This is a genomic window from Streptomyces sp. HSS9-12 (assembly GCF_054963655.1).
The window spans coordinates 177538-192263 of sequence record NZ_JBUEGC010000002.1 but is presented as its reverse complement, the minus strand read 5'-3'; the positions used below and the strand labels follow the sequence as shown (position 1 = coordinate 192263).

Genomic DNA, 14726 nt, shown 5'->3' with positions numbered 1-14726 from the left:
ACGCCGAAACCCCTTGGCGCAAGGTGGAATTCCGCCAGGATGGCGCCGACAAAAGCCGTCAACGGGCGACCCTGACGACGCTGACGGAAGTGAGGCAAGGGGCACGGGATGAGACTTACGGACATGTCGCTGAACTGGGTGCTTCCGGGCGCGGTGCTGATCGGCGGAATCCTGGCAGCGGCGATCGTCCTCACCCGCGGCCGTCGCGCCGGGGAGGACACCACCGCCGACTCCTGGGAGCGCAGCGAGGAGCGCCGGCGGCGCAAGGAAGCGGTCTACGGCACGGCCTCGTACGTGCTGCTGTTCTGCTGTGCCGCGGTCGCCGCCGCGCTGTCCTTCCATGGCCTGGTCGGCTTCGGACGGCAGAACCTCAACCTCTCGGGTGGCTGGGAGTACCTGGTCCCGTTCGGCCTCGACGGCGCGGCGATGTTCTGCTCCGTCCTGGCCGTGCGCGAGGCCAGCCACGGCGACGCGGCCCTCGGCTCCCGGATGCTGGTGTGGACATTCGCAGGGGCGGCGGCCTGGTTCAACTGGGTGCACGCGCCGCGGGGCCTGGACCACGCGGGCGCGCCGCACTTCTTCGCCGGGATGTCCCTGTCGGCCGCGGTGCTCTTCGACCGGGCGCTGAAGCAGACCCGCCGGGCGGCGCTGCGCGAGCAGGGGCTCGTACCGCGCCCGCTGCCGCAGATCCGGGTCGTGCGGTGGCTGCGCGCGCCACGCGAGACCTTCGCAGCCTGGTCGCTGATGCTGCTGGAAGGCGTTCGGACGCTGGACGAGGCGGTGGATGAGGTCCGCGAGGACCGGCGCGAGAAGGAGCGGGACCGGCGGCGCCGGCGCGACCAGCAGAAGCTGGAGCGGGCGCGCTTCAAGGCCATGAGCCGGCAGCACCGGGTGTGGGGACGCGCCCGTGGCGGCCGGCAGGTGGACGTCGCGGGGCTGGCCGCGGCGTCCCCGCAGGTCGGCGCGGAGTCTGCCATAGCCGAGCAGGGACACCTGCCCGCGCGATCACGTCCGGCCCTGCAGGCGGTAGGCGGTGGTGAGAGCGAGACCGCGGACGGGCCGGAGCGGCCGCGGACCGTCGATCTCACCGCAGAGGACGACACCCTGACGATTCCTCGGCTCGACTCGCTCGAGGAGAAGCTCAAGAGCCTCGAGCGGCAGTTCGGCTGAGCGCCGCCGGCTGCTGGGGCGGGCCGGCCCGACCGTCGGGACGCGAGCGGGCCGCGGTGACCTCAGCGGCCTCCGGCCGCGGAGCGCGCCGGTGCCGGAATCCCCCGGGGGGAGAGCCTGGAAACAGGCGTCAGGCCGGCCCGCCCTCGAGTTCGAACCACACCACCTTGCCCGGCCCCTGTGGCCGCACGCCCCACGCATCGGCCAGTGCCTGGACCAGCAGCAGCCCCCGACCGTGCGTACCTTCGCCGTCCGGCACCCGGCACCTCGGACGCCCGGTGACGAAGTCCCGCACCTCCACCCGCAGCCGCTCCGCCGCCGAACTCAGCCGCCCCTCAACGAGGGTCGCCCTGACCTCGGCCCCCCGGTCGGTGTGCACCAGGGCGTTGGTGACAAGTTCGCTGATGAGCAGTTCGGCGACCTCCGACTGATCCGCTCCGCCCCAGGCCCGGTGCCTCAACAGGTCACGCAGCTCGGCCCGGATCTCGGCGACCGCCGACAACTCCGAGTGCCGCAGCCGTCTGCGCAGCCCCTGGTCCGAGGCCGCCGCCACCGCCGGACCGGCCGTCCACCGGGGCCTGGCTTCGCCGCCTCCGGTACGCTTCCCCGTCCGCTGGTGCACCATCATCCCCCGCCCGTTGGCCGACTGGTCCTGCTCACCTCGAACAGGCCCCACGGTGATGCATGCCCCGTCACGGGGCATGGCAATGCCCGGCACCGCCGGGAGAACGGTGCCGGGCAATCAGGGGAGGACGGTCGCGCGGGTTACCCCGCTGAACAACAGTCGACATATGGGATATTCCGCTCACCATGGCCGGGAATTCCCTCCCGAGCCGCCCTGCCACCCGTACGGCGCAACGAAGCCCCTCGTACGGCGCAGCGGACAGGCCGCGGAGGACCGTACGCCGCCTCACGGCCGCGGGATGTTCCGCAGATTCGAGCGGGCCATCTGAACCATCCGCCCGACCCCGCCGGCCAGCACGATCTTGCTGGCCGAGAGCGCGAAACCCGTCACCATCTCGGCGCTGATCTTCGGCGGGATCGACAGCGCGTTGGGGTCGGTCACCACGTCCACCAGCGCGGGCCCCTTGTGCTTGAAGGCGTCGTGCAGCGCGCCTCGCAGCTGCTTCGGCTTCTCCACCCGCACGCCGAACGCGCCCGCCGCCTGGGCGACCGCGGCGAAGTCGGGGTTGCGGTTGGCGGTGCCGTACGCCGGCAGGCCGGACACCATCATCTCCAGCTCCACCATGCCGAGGGAGGAGTTGTTGAACAGGACGATCTTCACCGGAAGGTCGTACTGCAACAGGGTGAGAAACTCGCCCATCAGCATGGCGAATCCGCCGTCGCCGGACATCGAGATGACCTGGCGCCGGCGGTCCAGGAACTGGGCGCCGATGGCCTGCGGCAGCGCGTTCGCCATCGAGCCGTGGGTGAAGGAACCGATGACCCGGCGACGGCCGTTGGGGGTCAGATACCGGGCCGCCCACACATTGCACATGCCGGTGTCGACGGTGAAGACGGCGTCGTCCGCCGCCTCCTCGTCCAGCACGGACGCCACGTACTCGGGGTGGATCGGAGTGTGCTTCTCCACCTTGCGGGTGTAGGCACTGATGACCCCTTCGAGCGCGTCGGCGTGCTTCTTCAGCATCTTGTCGAGGAACTTCCGGTCCGTCTTGACCTGGACCCTCGGGGTCAGGCAGCGCAGCGTCTCGCGCACATCGCCCCACACGGCGAGGTCCAGCTTCGAGCGGCGGCCGAGGTGTTCGGGCCGGACGTCGACCTGCACGATCCTGGCGTCGTCCGGCAGGAAGGCGTTGTACGGGAAGTCGGTGCCCAGCAGCAACAGCAGGTCGCACTCGTTGGTGGCCTCGTACGCCGCGCCGTAGCCGAGCAGTCCGCTCATGCCGACGTCGTACGGGTTGTCGTACTGGATGTGCTCCTTGCCGCGCAGCGCGTGCCCCACTGGGGCCTTCACCCGCTCCGCGAACGCCATCACCTCGTCGTGCGCACCGGCCGTGCCACTGCCGCAGAAGAGCGTGACCCGCTTGGCCTCGTCCACCATCCGCGCGAGGGTGTCGATCTCCTCGTCGCTGGGGCGCACGGTCGGACGGGACGTCACCAGGGCATGCTCCTCGGCACGCTCGGGCGCCTGCAGGGCCGCGATATCGCCGGGCAGGGACACCACGCTGACGCCACCGCGGCCGACCGCGTGCTGGATGGCGGTCTGCAGCACACGCGGCATCTGCCGGGTGTTGGAGATCAGCTCGCTGTAGTGGCTGCACTCGCGGAAGAGCTGGTCGGGGTGGGTCTCCTGGAAGTAGCTGGACCCGATCTCGCTGCTGGGGATGTGCGAGGCGAGAGCGAGGACGGGCGCGAACGAACGGTGCGCGTCGTACAGGCCGTTGATGAGGTGCAGGTTGCCCGGGCCGCAGGAGCCCGCGCAGGCCGCGAGCCGCCCGGTGAGCTGCGCCTCGGCGCCCGCGGCGAAGGCGGCGGCCTCTTCGTGGCGGACCTGGATCCACTCGACGGCGGAGTTCCGGCGGACGGCGTCGACCACGGGATTGAGGCTGTCGCCGACGACTCCGTAGAAGCGCCGCACCCCGGCGCGCGCCAGGATGTCGACGAACTGCTCGGCCACGGTCTGTTTCGGCATCCGTCCACCTCTTCAGGTCATGGGTCGGGAGTCGTGTCGCCGATCGCTGTGGTCGGCTCCCGATCCATCAACCCACGGATGCGGCTGTCACGCCTCCCAGACGGCGGCCGCCGTACGGTCGTCGGAGTACCCCTTCACCCGTAGTTGGACATCGGCGAGGAACGCGGCGAGGCCGGGCGGCGCGGGTGCGGCCCACCGCTCGGCGAGCAGTTCGGCGAGCGCCTGCTCGCCGCGCAGCGGTTCGGCGAAGCCGCCGCCGCAGAGCAGCAGGGTGTCACCCGGGCGGCCGACCGAGGCCCGGAACCGGAAGGGTGCGGCGGGCGGCGGCCGCGCCGGATCGGCTGGGGGCGGTTCCTCGTGGACGGGCGGCTCGAGGTCCTGCCACGCCCCGTCCCGCAGCCGGAACAGGCCGCCGTTGCCGACGCCGAAGAACACGCGGGTACGGCACCGAGGGTCGGCGGGAAGCAGCAGGCACCGGAGGGTGGCGATGTACTCGGCCGGGTCCACGCCGAGTTCGGCCGCCCGGGCGCGGAGCTTGCCGCAGGTGCGGTCGGTGAGCCGGTGCAGCCCGGACTTCAGCGCGGCGTGCCGGTCCGACCGGATGTCCTCGGCCAGCTGGGCATGGCTGCGGCCCACGGCCGCGCCGATCCACCGGCAGGCGTGCGCGGCGGCCCGGTGCGCACCTTCCACGCCGCGCACGCCGCCGGCCACGACGACCAGCAGTAGGGCGTGCTCGCCGCTGCCGAACCGCGCGGTGAGCATGGCGTCGCGGCGGGGCTCACCGCGGTAGCGCGCGGAGTCGCCGCGCAATGAGGCGGCTCGCAGGGTGAGCGCCCCGAAGCGGGCGCCGTCCAGCACGGTGTCGGGTACGAGATCGCCGAGATCGCCGGGGTCGGCCTCGGGCAGCGTGGTCGGTTCGCTTTCGTAGGTGGGCGGGCCCGCCCCGACGAACTCCGCTTCGGCAGGCGGCCGTGACTCGCCTCCGGCAGGCGGGCCATCTTCGGTGGGGCCAGAGCCTTCTCGTGCGGGCTCAGCTCCCCCGGACGTCTGCGTGTCACCGTCTACCCAGGTCGTATCGGCTGCGGGCCGGCGTGGCGGCTGTACCGGAAGCTGCGTGCGGTGGCTTGCCGGTGGCTCCCAAGGTTCGCGGGCTTGGGGGACCGCGGGCGGGTTTTCGTCCCGGTCGGCGGGGGTGCCCGACACCCCGGCTTCCTCCTCAGCGCAATCCTGCCGGCGCGAGGGAGCGGGCCATGTCGGTTCCGGCCATTCTTCCGGCGCCGGGCCGGTCGGGGGCTCGCCGAGCGAGGTGGGCGAGCCCTGCCACCACTCGCCTTCCTCAGCCGTCCGCTGCGTCCAGTCCTCGCCGGCGGGAGTCCGCCGGCCCTGAGCCGCCTCCCGTGTGCCCAACGCCTGGGAGGCTGAGTCGAACCGGTCGTCGAGCGTGTCCGCCACGGCGGCGGACCCGGTGTCCGGCTTCTCCTCGTCGTACAACTTCCGCCACCAGTCGTCCTCGTGGCCGCGCCGCTCCCCCAGCTGACTCATGTCCCTCATTGTCCCTGGAGCAGCCCTGACGGGAAGGGCGCACGGCAGCAGCGCACACCTTGCCGGAGGGGCGGGTGAACCAGGAATGATGTCCGCTGCGGGCTCATGGCCAGGGGGAGGACGTGGATGCTGAGTGCGATCGGGCTGGACCAGGACCAGGAGTCGGCGTATCGCGCGCTGGTGGCGCTCGGGGCCGCCGACCTCCCCGATCTCGCGCGCCGGTTGACGCTTCCCGAGGAGGAGACCGTACGGACCCTGCGCCGTCTGGAGCGCCAGGGCCTGGCCGCGCAGTCCTCCGCACGCCCCGGCCGCTGGGTGGCCGTACCGCCCGCGGTCGCACTCGGCGCGCTGGTCACCCGGCAGCGCCACGAGCTGGAGGAGGTCGAGCGGGCGGCGGAGCAGCTCGCCGACGAGTACCGAGCGGAAGCGGCCGACCCCGTGCACGACCCCGTTGAGGTTGTGCACGGCGCGAGTGCCGTTGCGCACCGCGGCCTGCAGCTGCGGCTCGGCGCCACCACGGAGGTCTGCGCCCTGATCGCCGGTCCTCCGACCGGTTCCAGCGGCACCGACAGCGGCGCCGAGCGGCAGCCTGCCGTCGGCTACCGGGTGGTGATCGAGCGCGAGGTGCTGGCCGGCCCGTCGGGCGTCAGCGACCTCGCGACGGCACTCGGCCGGGGCGAACAGGTACGGGTCGTCGAACGGGTGCCGGCCCACCTGGTGCTCGCGGACCGTACGCTCGCGATGCTCCCGCTCACCCGCGGCACCGCCGAACCGGCCGCGCTGGTGGTACGTGCGAGCGGACTCATGGAGTCGCTGACGGCCCTGTTCGAAGAGGTGTGGCGGAGGGCTCTGCCGCTGCGTCTGGGCAGGGACGGCACACCGTACGAGGAACGGCCGGGCGGCCCGGACAGCACCGATCTGGAGATCCTTTCGCTGCTGCTGGCCGGGCTGACGGACGCGAGCGTCGCCCGGCAACTGGACCTGGGGCTGCGTACGGTGCAGCGCCGGGTGAAGCGGCTGATGGAGCTCGCCCGAGTGACGACCCGGCTGCAGCTGGGCTGGCACGCGTACGAGCGCGGCTGGGTGGCCCGCGAGGAGCTCCGACCGGAACAGGGCTGAGCGGGCGGCGTCTGTGACCCGATGCGGTCCCGGCCCCCGGGTGTGATCCTGACGCCATGGCCACATCGAACAAACCAGCATCAAACGACGCCCAATTCACCGAAGCCGAACGCGCCTATCTGGCGAGCCAGCGCCTGGGGCGGCTGGCGACGGTCGATCCGCGGGGGCACCCGCAGGCGAACCCGGTCGGGTTCTTCCCGCAAGAGGACGGCACGATCCTGGTCGGCGGCAGGTCACTGGGCACCACCAAGAAGTGGCGGAACCTGCGGGCGAATCCGCATGTGGCCCTGGTCGTGGACGACCTGGTCAGCACCAAGCCGTGGAAGGTGCGCGGGGTGGACATCCGCGGCGAGGCCGAGCTGCTGATCGGCCCGCACGGGCTGGGCCCCCACTACAGCGAGGAGGTCATCCGGATCCACCCGCGACGGATCATCAGCTGGGGCCTCGACGGGGACGGAGACGGGGACTGACCGCTCACGCGGCGCTCAGTGCGCCTTCGAGGGCGAGCAGGGACTGCTTGCGTTCCAGGCCGCCCGCATAGCCCGTCAGCGTCCCGTCGGCGCCGATGACGCGATGGCAGGGGCGGACGATCAGCAGCGGGTTCGCGCCGATGGCGCCACCGATCGCCCGGACAGCGGCGCGGGACGCCCCGATCTGCGCGGCGATCTTGCCGTAGGTGGTCGTGGCGCCGTACGGGATGGTGTCGAGCGCGGCCCAGACCTGCTCCCGGAAGGGCGTGCCGAGGGTGGTGAACTCGAGGTCGAAGGAGTGCAGTTCACCGGCGAAGTAGGCCTTCAGCTGTCGCTCGATCTCGGCGAAGGCTGCCGGCTCGCACCGCCAGTCCGGGGCGATCTGGGCTCCGCCGCGCTGCTCCGGAACGGAGAGCGAGGCCAGGGCGGTGCCCCCGGGGGCGGCGGCCGACTCTTCGCCGACCAGGAGCAGTTCGCCGATCGGACTGTCGACAGTGGTGTAGAGGGTCGTCATGAGTTCGTCTCCGAGGTCGTCGAAGTGGTCTGGTGAATCAAGGTCGTTGATGCCGCCCCGGGCCGCTGTGGCCAGAGGTGGTGCATGGCGTACGAGCGCCAGGGCCGCCAGCGCTCGCAGGCCGGGGCGTACCCGGGCAGGGAGACGTCCGGGTCGCCGAGTGCCCGCATCCTGATGTAGCCGGCGGTCCATGGCCCGATCCCGGGCAGCGCGAGCAGAGCCTGTTCGGCCGTGTCGCGGTCGGTGCCGGGGTCGAGACGGACCGTGCCGTCGGCGAGCGCGGCGGCCAGAGCTCCCAGCGTCCGGCGGCGCGCGGCAGGCAGGCCGAGCCCGTCCAGCGGTGCGTCGGCCAGTTGCTGGGCCGTGGGGAACACGTGGGTCAGTCCGCCGTCGGGGGCGGGCAGCGGTTCCCCGTATGCCACGACGAGGGCGCCCGCCAGCCGCCGCCCGGCTGCGAGGCTCACTCCCTGGCCGAGCACGGCCCGCAGGGCCGACTCATCGGGCTCGGCCGACCCGGGCGAGCGCAACCCGGGCCGCATCCGGACCAGTGCGCCCAGCTCGGGGTCGCCGCCGAGGCGTTCGGCGACGGCGTACGGATCGGCGTCGAGGTCGAAGAGCCGCCGCAGCCGCTGTACGGCGGTGGTGAGATCGCGCAGATCGGTGAGGTGCAGCCGGCAGTCGAGCCAGCCGCCTTCGGCGTATGTGCGCTCGGCTACGGGGTACGCGCCTCGGCCGGCAGCAGTGCCTCGGCCCAACGCAGCCGCGCCGCGGGTGCCACGCCGGGCGGGCGGGCTGCCGGTCCGCTCGTGGACCTCGGCGACGCCGGTGCCGTGCGGAAGGTTCAGCGTCCGGCGGTAGACCCGGTCGCCGGGCTCACCGAGCATCTCCTCGATGCCGATGACGGCCCGCTGACCGAGGAAGTCGAAGATCTCGCGTGCGGCGTACGGCCCGCGGTGGGCGAGCCGCAGCGGAATGCCGGCGGGGGCGGCGAGCGCCCGCCCGGCGCCCGCAGGCGCCGCGCCCCGCCGTGCGCCGGCTCGCCCGCCCGCTCGCCGCGCGGTGGCCCTGGCGGTCCAGGCGCGGAGTTCGCTCGGAGACGCGGCGTAGATCTCGCGGATCGTGTCATTGAACTGCCGGACGCTGGCGAATCCCGCCGCGAAGGCGATCTCCGTCACCGGCAGCTCGGTGGTCTGGAGCAGCACCCGAGCGGTGTGGGCACGCTGGGCACGGGCCAGGGCGACAGGGCCTGCGCCCAGCTCGGCGGTGAGCTGGCGCTGGACCTGGCGGGTGCTGTACCCCAGCCGTACGGCGAGCCCGGCGACACCCTCGCGGTCGACGACACCGTCGCCGATGAGCCGCATGGCGCGGCCGACCAGGTCGGCGCGCGCGTTCCACTCGGCGGAACCGGGCACGGCGTCCGGACGGCACCGCCGGCAGGCCCGGAAACCGGAGCGCTGCGCGGCGGCGGCCGTCGCGTAGAACCGGACGTTCTGCCGCTTCGGCGTCACCGCCGGGCAGCTCGGACGGCAGTAGATGCCGGTTGTCGTCACGGCGAGGAAGAACTCCCCGTCGAAGCGGGCATCACGGCTGCACACCGCCTCGTACCTGGTCTCTTCGTCCGTCACGCCTTCCAGTCTCCGCCATGACGGGCCACCCCACTGGCGGAAATCGGACATGGTGCTGCCCCCGCCCCGGCCGGGCGCACACCCGGGGCAATACGCAATACGCCCTAAGGCCGTGGCGAGGGGGAACCCTTCACGACCGACGACCGCACCAACGTATTTCCGGCGCCGCGAAGAGCTTGCCGTCAGGGGGTTTCCGGATCGGTCCGCGGCAGGTCGGCGCGGTTGTCCGCGCGGACCTTCGCCACCTCGCGCTCGCGCCACGCCTGCAGACGGGCGCGAAGGTCCTGGTGGGGCAGGAACTGCGCCCAGCGCTCGGGGAATTCGGACGGCGGTTCCAGGTCCGGCCCGTCCAGCCCCTCGTCCCAGTCCTCCTCCTCGTCCGCCTCCTCCTGCTGAGCGCGGGCGGCGGCGCGCGCGGCCGCGGCCCGGGCGACGAGCTCCGCCGCCGCCTCCTCGCGGACGCGAGCGCTCACCTCGCGGGCCGCCGCCGTCGCGACCGATGGCCACACCCGGTCGATCGCGGCGTTGACCGCGGCCCCCACGAGCACCGCGAACGCGGAGACACCGATCCACAGCAGTACGGCCACGGGCGCGGCCAGCGACCCGTAGATCGTGAGCCCCTCCACCGTGCTGGTGAGGTAGATGCGCAGCAGGAAGCTGCCGAGCACCCACATGGCCAGCGCGACCAGGGCCCCGGGGATGTCTTCCTCCCACGGTGAACGCACCGGGACCGACACGTGGTAGAGCGTGGTGAGGAAGACCACCGACAGGACGATGACCACCGGCCAGTACAGGACGCGTACGACGTCCGCGCTCCACGGCAGGATCTCTATGACGGTGTCCGGCCCCGCCACCATCATCGGCAGCACCACCGCCCCGATCACCAGCGCCACCAGATAGAGCACGAAGGACAGCAGCCGGGTCGCGACGATGCCGCGGTGGCCGTCCAGCCCGTACATCACCGTGATCGTGTCGATGAAGACGTTGACCGCGCGGGAGCCGGACCACAGGGCGAGGGCGAAGCCGAGGGAGATCACATCCGGGCGGCCGCCCTTGATGATGTCGTCCAGGAGCGGCCGGGCGATCTCGTTCACGCCCCGGTCGGACAGCACGGCCCCGGACGCGGTGAGGATGTTGTGCCGGATGCTCTCGATGGTGTCGGTGCCGATCCAGGAGTCGAGGTATCCGAGCAGCCCGATCAGGCCCAGCAGCAGTGGCGGCAGCGACAGCAGCGTAAAGAACGCCGCCTCGGCGGCGAGGCCGAGGATGCGGTATTCGATGCAGGAGTTGACCGTGTCCTTGAGCAGCAGCCAGGCCACCTTGCGCTTGGAGACGTGGGCGTACAGGGCGCGGGCCCTGCCAAGGCGGCCACGCGACCGCCGCTCGGGGGATGACTCTGCTGCTTGCACCTCCTTAACGTATCTGCCATGGGAGCCTCCACTCACACCGTGACCAATCAAGCTCCGCCCCTGGTCGGATACGACGTCTTCACCGCCGACGCCGCCCTCACCGAGGCGGTCGGCCGCCATGCGGCACCTGAGCACCTCGAGGAGGTGCAAACCGAGCTCAGCGAACTGGGGCGGGCGGCCGGCTCGGCCCAGGCGCAGGAGTGGGGGCGACTGGCCGACGAGAACCCACCGGTACTGCACACCCACGACCGCTACGGCAACCGCATCGACGAGGTGGAGTTCCACCCCGCCTGGCACCGGCTGCTGGGGCACGCGGTCAGCGCGGGGCTGACGGACGCCTGGACCCGGCCGGACGGGCATCTGCGGCGGGCCGCCGGCTTCCTGGTGTGGACGCAGACCGAGGCCGGCCACGGCTGCCCGCTGTCCATGACCCACGCGGCGGTGCCCGCGCTGCGCGCCGAGCCGAAGCTGGCCGCCGAGTGGGAGCCGCGGCTGACGGCGCGGACGTACGAGCCGGAGCTGCTGCCCGCGGACCAGAAGCCGGGCGCCCTGTTCGGCATGGCCATGACCGAGAAGCAGGGCGGTTCGGATGTGCGGGCCAATACGACCCGTGCCGAACCGCTGGCCACGGAGGGCGAGTACGTCCTGACGGGCCACAAGTGGTTCTGCTCGGCCCCGATGTCGGACGGCTTCCTGGTGCTCGCCCAGGCTCCCGGTGGCCTCACCTGCTTCCTCCTCCCCCGCGTACTGCCCGACGGCTCCCGCAACTCCTTCCGGATCCAGCGGCTGAAGAACAAGCTCGGCAACCGCTCCAACGCCTCCTCCGAGGTGGAGTTCGACGGCACGACCTGGGTGCAGCGGGTCGGCGAGGAGGGCCGCGGCGTCGCCACGATCATCGAGATGGTGGCCGCGACCCGGCTGGACTGCGTCACCGGCTCGGCCGCGCTGATGCGCCAGGCGGTCGCGCAGGCCATCCACCACACGGCGCACCGCAGCGCCTTCGGCGGCCTGCTGATCGACAAACCGCTGATGCGCAACGTGCTGGCGGACCTGGCGCTGGAGTCCGAGGCGGCGACGACGCTGGCACTGCGACTCGCGGCGGCGTACGACGCGGCCCTCGGCTCCGGGAACGAGCAGGAGCGGCAACTGCTCCGGCTGGCGGTCCCGGCGGCCAAGTACTGGGTGACCAAGCGCTGCCCGGCGCTGGCCGCCGAAGCCCTCGAATGCCTGGGCGGCAATGGCTATGTGGAGGATTCGGGCATGCCCCGGCTGCTGCGCGAGTCGCCGCTCAACTCGATCTGGGAGGGCTCGGGGAACGTCCAGGCGCTCGATGTGCTGCGCGCCCTGCAGCGGGAGCGGGCGGCGCTCAACGCGTTCCTGGCCGAAGTCGGGCTCGCGCGGGGCGCTGATCACCGGCTGGACGGTGCGATCAAGGACATGCTGGCCGAACTGGCCGACCTGGAGGGGATCGAGGCGCGGGCGCGGCGGCTGGTCGAGCGGATGGCGCTGGTGCTGCAGGGCTCACTGCTCGTACGGTTCGCGCCGCCGGAGGTCGCGGACGCGTTCTGCGCCTCGCGGCTGGGGCGGGACTGGGGCGGTGCGTTCGGCACGCTGCCGGCCACCCTGGATCTGGCGGCGGTGGTGGAGCGGGCGCGCGTGCCCGTCTGACGCTGCGGTGTACGTCACCGGGATCCCGGCGCTGCGAGGGTCAGTCCGGGGCGACGGCTGCCCCGGCAGTGTCCGTATCGTGAGATCGGCCGAGACCGCCCGTGGCTGCGTGGCGCGGTGAGACGACGACCCGGAAGTGGCCTGCGGTGACCGTCCGGCCGCCGCAGGTCGCGGTGACGGAGTATGTGCCGGGCTCCGCGGCGGAAAAGATCTTCGGGCCGGCGATCGACAGGTCCTTGCCGGGCAGGCCTGTGAGCTGGGCGCGCGGGAAGGCGTTGGACTCCACGATGGCGTCGTACGGCTTGCCCGTCCCCCGGCAGGAGACTCCGGCGACAGTGATCGTCAGGGTCGCGTCCTGCTGCACCACCCTGGGGGCGACGGCGATGGCTCCGGGCCCGCGCCCGCCGCCGTGGACGCTGCCGGCCTCCGCGACGGCGGGGGAGGCAGGGGGGCCGAGCGCGGCGCCGGCCAGCACGGCACCCGCCAGGGCGGCGCCCGCCACGACGGCGGCTGCGGCAGCACGGCGATCGAGCATGATCTCCTCCGCAGGACGCGTTCCGGGACGTCCCCCGGTGATTGCGCGTTCGGCATGCGCGTCCACGACGACACTCGCCCGCCGCGTGCCCCCGCGCACGCCGGTGATACTCCGTTGGAGCTATGGGTTGGGCATGCCAGGCACCCTGCCACCCGTTCGCACGTCTGCTGTCGCCACCCCAATCCGGCGGTCCTACCGTGCCGTTGTGTGACATCGGCGTGGATCGACACCGCGCCCCGAGGGAATCCCGAGGGGAGACCGAGATGCAGGCGACGGGTGACCAACCCGGCGGCCATAGTCCGCCGCCGGGGCACAATCCGGACAAGCCGCCGGGGATGCGGGGGCTGGTGCGCGCTCCCTGGGGACTCATAGCCCTGCTGCTCCTCACCGGTATCGCCCTGATCCGAAGCGGCACGGAGGAAGCGTCCGGCCCCCCGCAGCCGACGGCCGAGTCCGCGTCGGACGGTCACGCCGACGCCATCCTGACCGCCTCTCTGCCGCCCTCCACTCTCCCGCCCGCCCCCGACCCGCTGCCCTACTCCCGCCCCACCCGGGTGCGGATCGCCACGATCGGGGTGGATGCGCCGCTGATACGGCTCGGGCTTGAGGAGGGGGGCTGGATCGATTCTCCGTCCCCGCAGGAGAAGAACCTCGCGGGCTGGTTCCAGGAAGCGGTCACCCCCGGCGAACGAGGCACGGCAGTACTCGTCGGCCACGTGGACAACGCATCCGGGCCGCTCGTCTTCCACGGACTCGGCGCCCTGAAGAAGGGCAGTGAGATCGAGGTCGCCCGCCGGGACGGACGCACCGCCGTATTCGTCGTCTACGGCGTCGAGGTCTTCGACCAGAAGGCCTTTCCCGCACAGCGGGTGTACGCGGACACCGGACACCCTGAGATCCGCGTCATCACCTGCGGCGGCGCTTTCTCAAAGACGTCCGGATATGCCGGGAATGTAGTTGTCTTCGCGCGGATGACCGAGGTGCGGTGAGCACCTGAGCCGGCCCGCCCCTTCGGCCGCCTGGCTCAGGCGGCCGAAGGGGCGGGCTCCGGCATCCGGCTCCACACGCGGTCATGGTTGGCTGGTCGTCATGAGCATCACCGTGACCACCTGGTCTTTGGAGCAGACCTCGCCCGACGACCTGCTGCCCGCCGCGCCCCCGGCCGGCAATGGCGCGGAGGGTGACATACGGATCGTCCGGGCCGAGGTCCCCTCGCCCGAGTTCAGCCGGTTTCTCTACACCTCCGTCGGCGGCGACATCATCTGGACCGACCGGCTCAGCTGGTCGTACGAGCGGTGGCGGGAGTTCCTCGACCGGCCTGGCGTTGAGACCTGGGTCGCCTACGATCGGGGCACCCCGGCCGGATACATCGAACTGGACGCCCAGGACGCGGGCGTGGTGGAGATCAGTTACTTCGGACTGATCCCGGCCTTCCGGGGGCGGCGGATCGGCGGTCATCTGCTGAGCGAGGGCACGGCCCGGGCCTGGGACCTCGCGGAGCGCTGGCCGGGGCGGACCCCGACCAAGCGGGTGTGGGTGCACACCTGCAGCAAGGATGGGCCGTACGCGCTGGACAACTACCGGCGCCGCGGCTTCCGCGTCTTCGACACCGCCGTTGAGGAGGAGCCGGAGGTTCCGGCGCCCGGGCCATGGCCCGGAGCCTTCGTCAGCCACTGAAACAGCCTGGCGAAACCTGACGTGACCAAGACCACACCGTCTCACATCCCAGGACAATGCTGTCCACATTTTGGATAGTGGTGGACGCTCCCGAGACCGCGTGACACGCTTCCGTCATGTCTCGAGCTGGAATTGCCTTGGTGAGTCGACTGCACGTCGACCTCGGCCGCATGTCCAGCGCCATCTGTCCGGCGGGCTGACAGTCCCAGCACCGCCGGAAATTTCGCCGTCCCCACCGATGATGCGGGCGAGCGAGCACCCCGAACTTCGCCGCCGCACAGCGCCTTGCGCAGTGCCCAGCGACCTCCCCCAGCTACCACTGGGGGGTGCCCCCAGCATCGGCG

The 14726-nt window shown here is 72.1% G+C and carries 14 protein-coding genes; 7 read left to right on the top strand and 7 right to left on the bottom strand.

Translation table 11 applies throughout. The features are described from left to right. Positions 1 to 108: 108 nt before the first annotated feature. Complete coding sequence (locus tag ACY34J_RS01915; protein ID WP_462724503.1) at positions 109 to 1170, top strand: DUF2637 domain-containing protein; 1062 nt, start codon at positions 109 to 111, stop codon at positions 1168 to 1170. A gap of 130 nt (positions 1171 to 1300) precedes the next feature. Here the strand turns inward: ACY34J_RS01915 and ACY34J_RS01910 are convergent, their stop codons facing one another. From ACY34J_RS01910 to ACY34J_RS01900, 3 genes are all read right to left on the bottom strand, one after another. Continuing rightward, entirely contained in the window at positions 1301 to 1723 is a 423-nt protein-coding gene (locus ACY34J_RS01910; RefSeq protein ID WP_462724502.1) for an ATP-binding protein, read from the bottom strand. 357 nt (positions 1724 to 2080) lie between these two features. After that, a complete protein-coding gene (locus ACY34J_RS01905) occupies positions 2081 to 3823 on the bottom strand; it encodes a pyruvate dehydrogenase (RefSeq protein ID WP_462724501.1) in 1743 nt (580 codons plus the stop codon). Positions 3824 to 3910: 87 nt separating this feature from the next. Continuing rightward, complete coding sequence (locus ACY34J_RS01900; RefSeq protein WP_462724500.1) at positions 3911 to 5365, bottom strand: protein phosphatase 2C domain-containing protein; 1455 nt, start codon at positions 5363 to 5365, stop codon at positions 3911 to 3913. A 126-nt stretch (positions 5366 to 5491) separates the two neighbouring features. Here ACY34J_RS01900 and ACY34J_RS01895 point away from each other — a divergent pair, with 126 nt between their 5' ends. Both ACY34J_RS01895 and ACY34J_RS01890 read left to right on the top strand, forming a co-directional pair. After that, complete coding sequence (locus ACY34J_RS01895) at positions 5492 to 6484, top strand: helix-turn-helix domain-containing protein (RefSeq protein ID WP_462724499.1); 993 nt, start codon at positions 5492 to 5494, stop codon at positions 6482 to 6484. Between the two features lie 56 nt (positions 6485 to 6540). Then, positions 6541 to 6954, top strand: coding sequence for a PPOX class F420-dependent oxidoreductase (locus ACY34J_RS01890; protein WP_462724498.1), 414 nt, complete (start codon positions 6541 to 6543; stop codon positions 6952 to 6954). 4 nt (positions 6955 to 6958) lie between these two features. On the opposite strand, the gene ACY34J_RS01885 is transcribed toward ACY34J_RS01890, so the two are convergent. From ACY34J_RS01885 to ACY34J_RS01875, 3 genes are all read right to left on the bottom strand, one after another. After that, positions 6959 to 7468, bottom strand: coding sequence for a methylated-DNA--[protein]-cysteine S-methyltransferase (locus ACY34J_RS01885; protein WP_462724497.1), 510 nt, complete (start codon positions 7466 to 7468; stop codon positions 6959 to 6961). Then, positions 7465 to 9144, bottom strand: coding sequence for an AlkA N-terminal domain-containing protein (locus ACY34J_RS01880; RefSeq protein ID WP_462724496.1), 1680 nt, complete (start codon positions 9142 to 9144; stop codon positions 7465 to 7467). The genes ACY34J_RS01885 and ACY34J_RS01880 overlap by 4 nt, the downstream gene beginning before the upstream one ends. Positions 9145 to 9275: 131 nt before the next feature. Continuing rightward, on the bottom strand, positions 9276 to 10502 hold the full coding sequence (locus tag ACY34J_RS01875) for a YihY/virulence factor BrkB family protein (protein ID WP_462724495.1): 1227 nt from the start codon (positions 10500 to 10502) through the stop codon (positions 9276 to 9278). Between the two features lie 18 nt (positions 10503 to 10520). Between ACY34J_RS01875 and ACY34J_RS01870 the strand changes: the two genes are divergently transcribed. Next, a complete protein-coding gene (locus tag ACY34J_RS01870) occupies positions 10521 to 12170 on the top strand; it encodes an acyl-CoA dehydrogenase family protein (protein ID WP_462724494.1) in 1650 nt (549 codons plus the stop codon). 40 nt (positions 12171 to 12210) lie between these two features. Here the strand turns inward: ACY34J_RS01870 and ACY34J_RS01865 are convergent, their stop codons facing one another. Further along, on the bottom strand, positions 12211 to 12705 hold the full coding sequence (locus tag ACY34J_RS01865; protein WP_462724493.1) for a hypothetical protein: 495 nt from the start codon (positions 12703 to 12705) through the stop codon (positions 12211 to 12213). A 335-nt stretch (positions 12706 to 13040) separates the two neighbouring features. Between ACY34J_RS01865 and ACY34J_RS01860 the strand changes: the two genes are divergently transcribed. The 3 genes from ACY34J_RS01860 to ACY34J_RS01850 all read left to right on the top strand — a co-directional run bounded on the left by ACY34J_RS01860 (position 13041) and on the right by ACY34J_RS01850 (position 14582). Further along, on the top strand, positions 13041 to 13694 hold the full coding sequence (locus ACY34J_RS01860; protein WP_462724537.1) for a class F sortase: 654 nt from the start codon (positions 13041 to 13043) through the stop codon (positions 13692 to 13694). 100 nt (positions 13695 to 13794) lie between these two features. Continuing rightward, positions 13795 to 14382 (top strand): GNAT family N-acetyltransferase, encoded by a 588-nt coding sequence (locus ACY34J_RS01855; RefSeq protein ID WP_462724492.1) that lies wholly within the window; start codon positions 13795 to 13797, stop codon positions 14380 to 14382. 116 nt (positions 14383 to 14498) lie between these two features. Further along, positions 14499 to 14582 carry a putative leader peptide gene (locus ACY34J_RS01850; RefSeq protein WP_326614601.1) on the top strand — a complete coding sequence of 28 codons (84 nt, stop codon included), beginning with the start codon at positions 14499 to 14501 and terminating at the stop codon, positions 14580 to 14582. Positions 14583 to 14726: the final 144 nt, after the last annotated feature.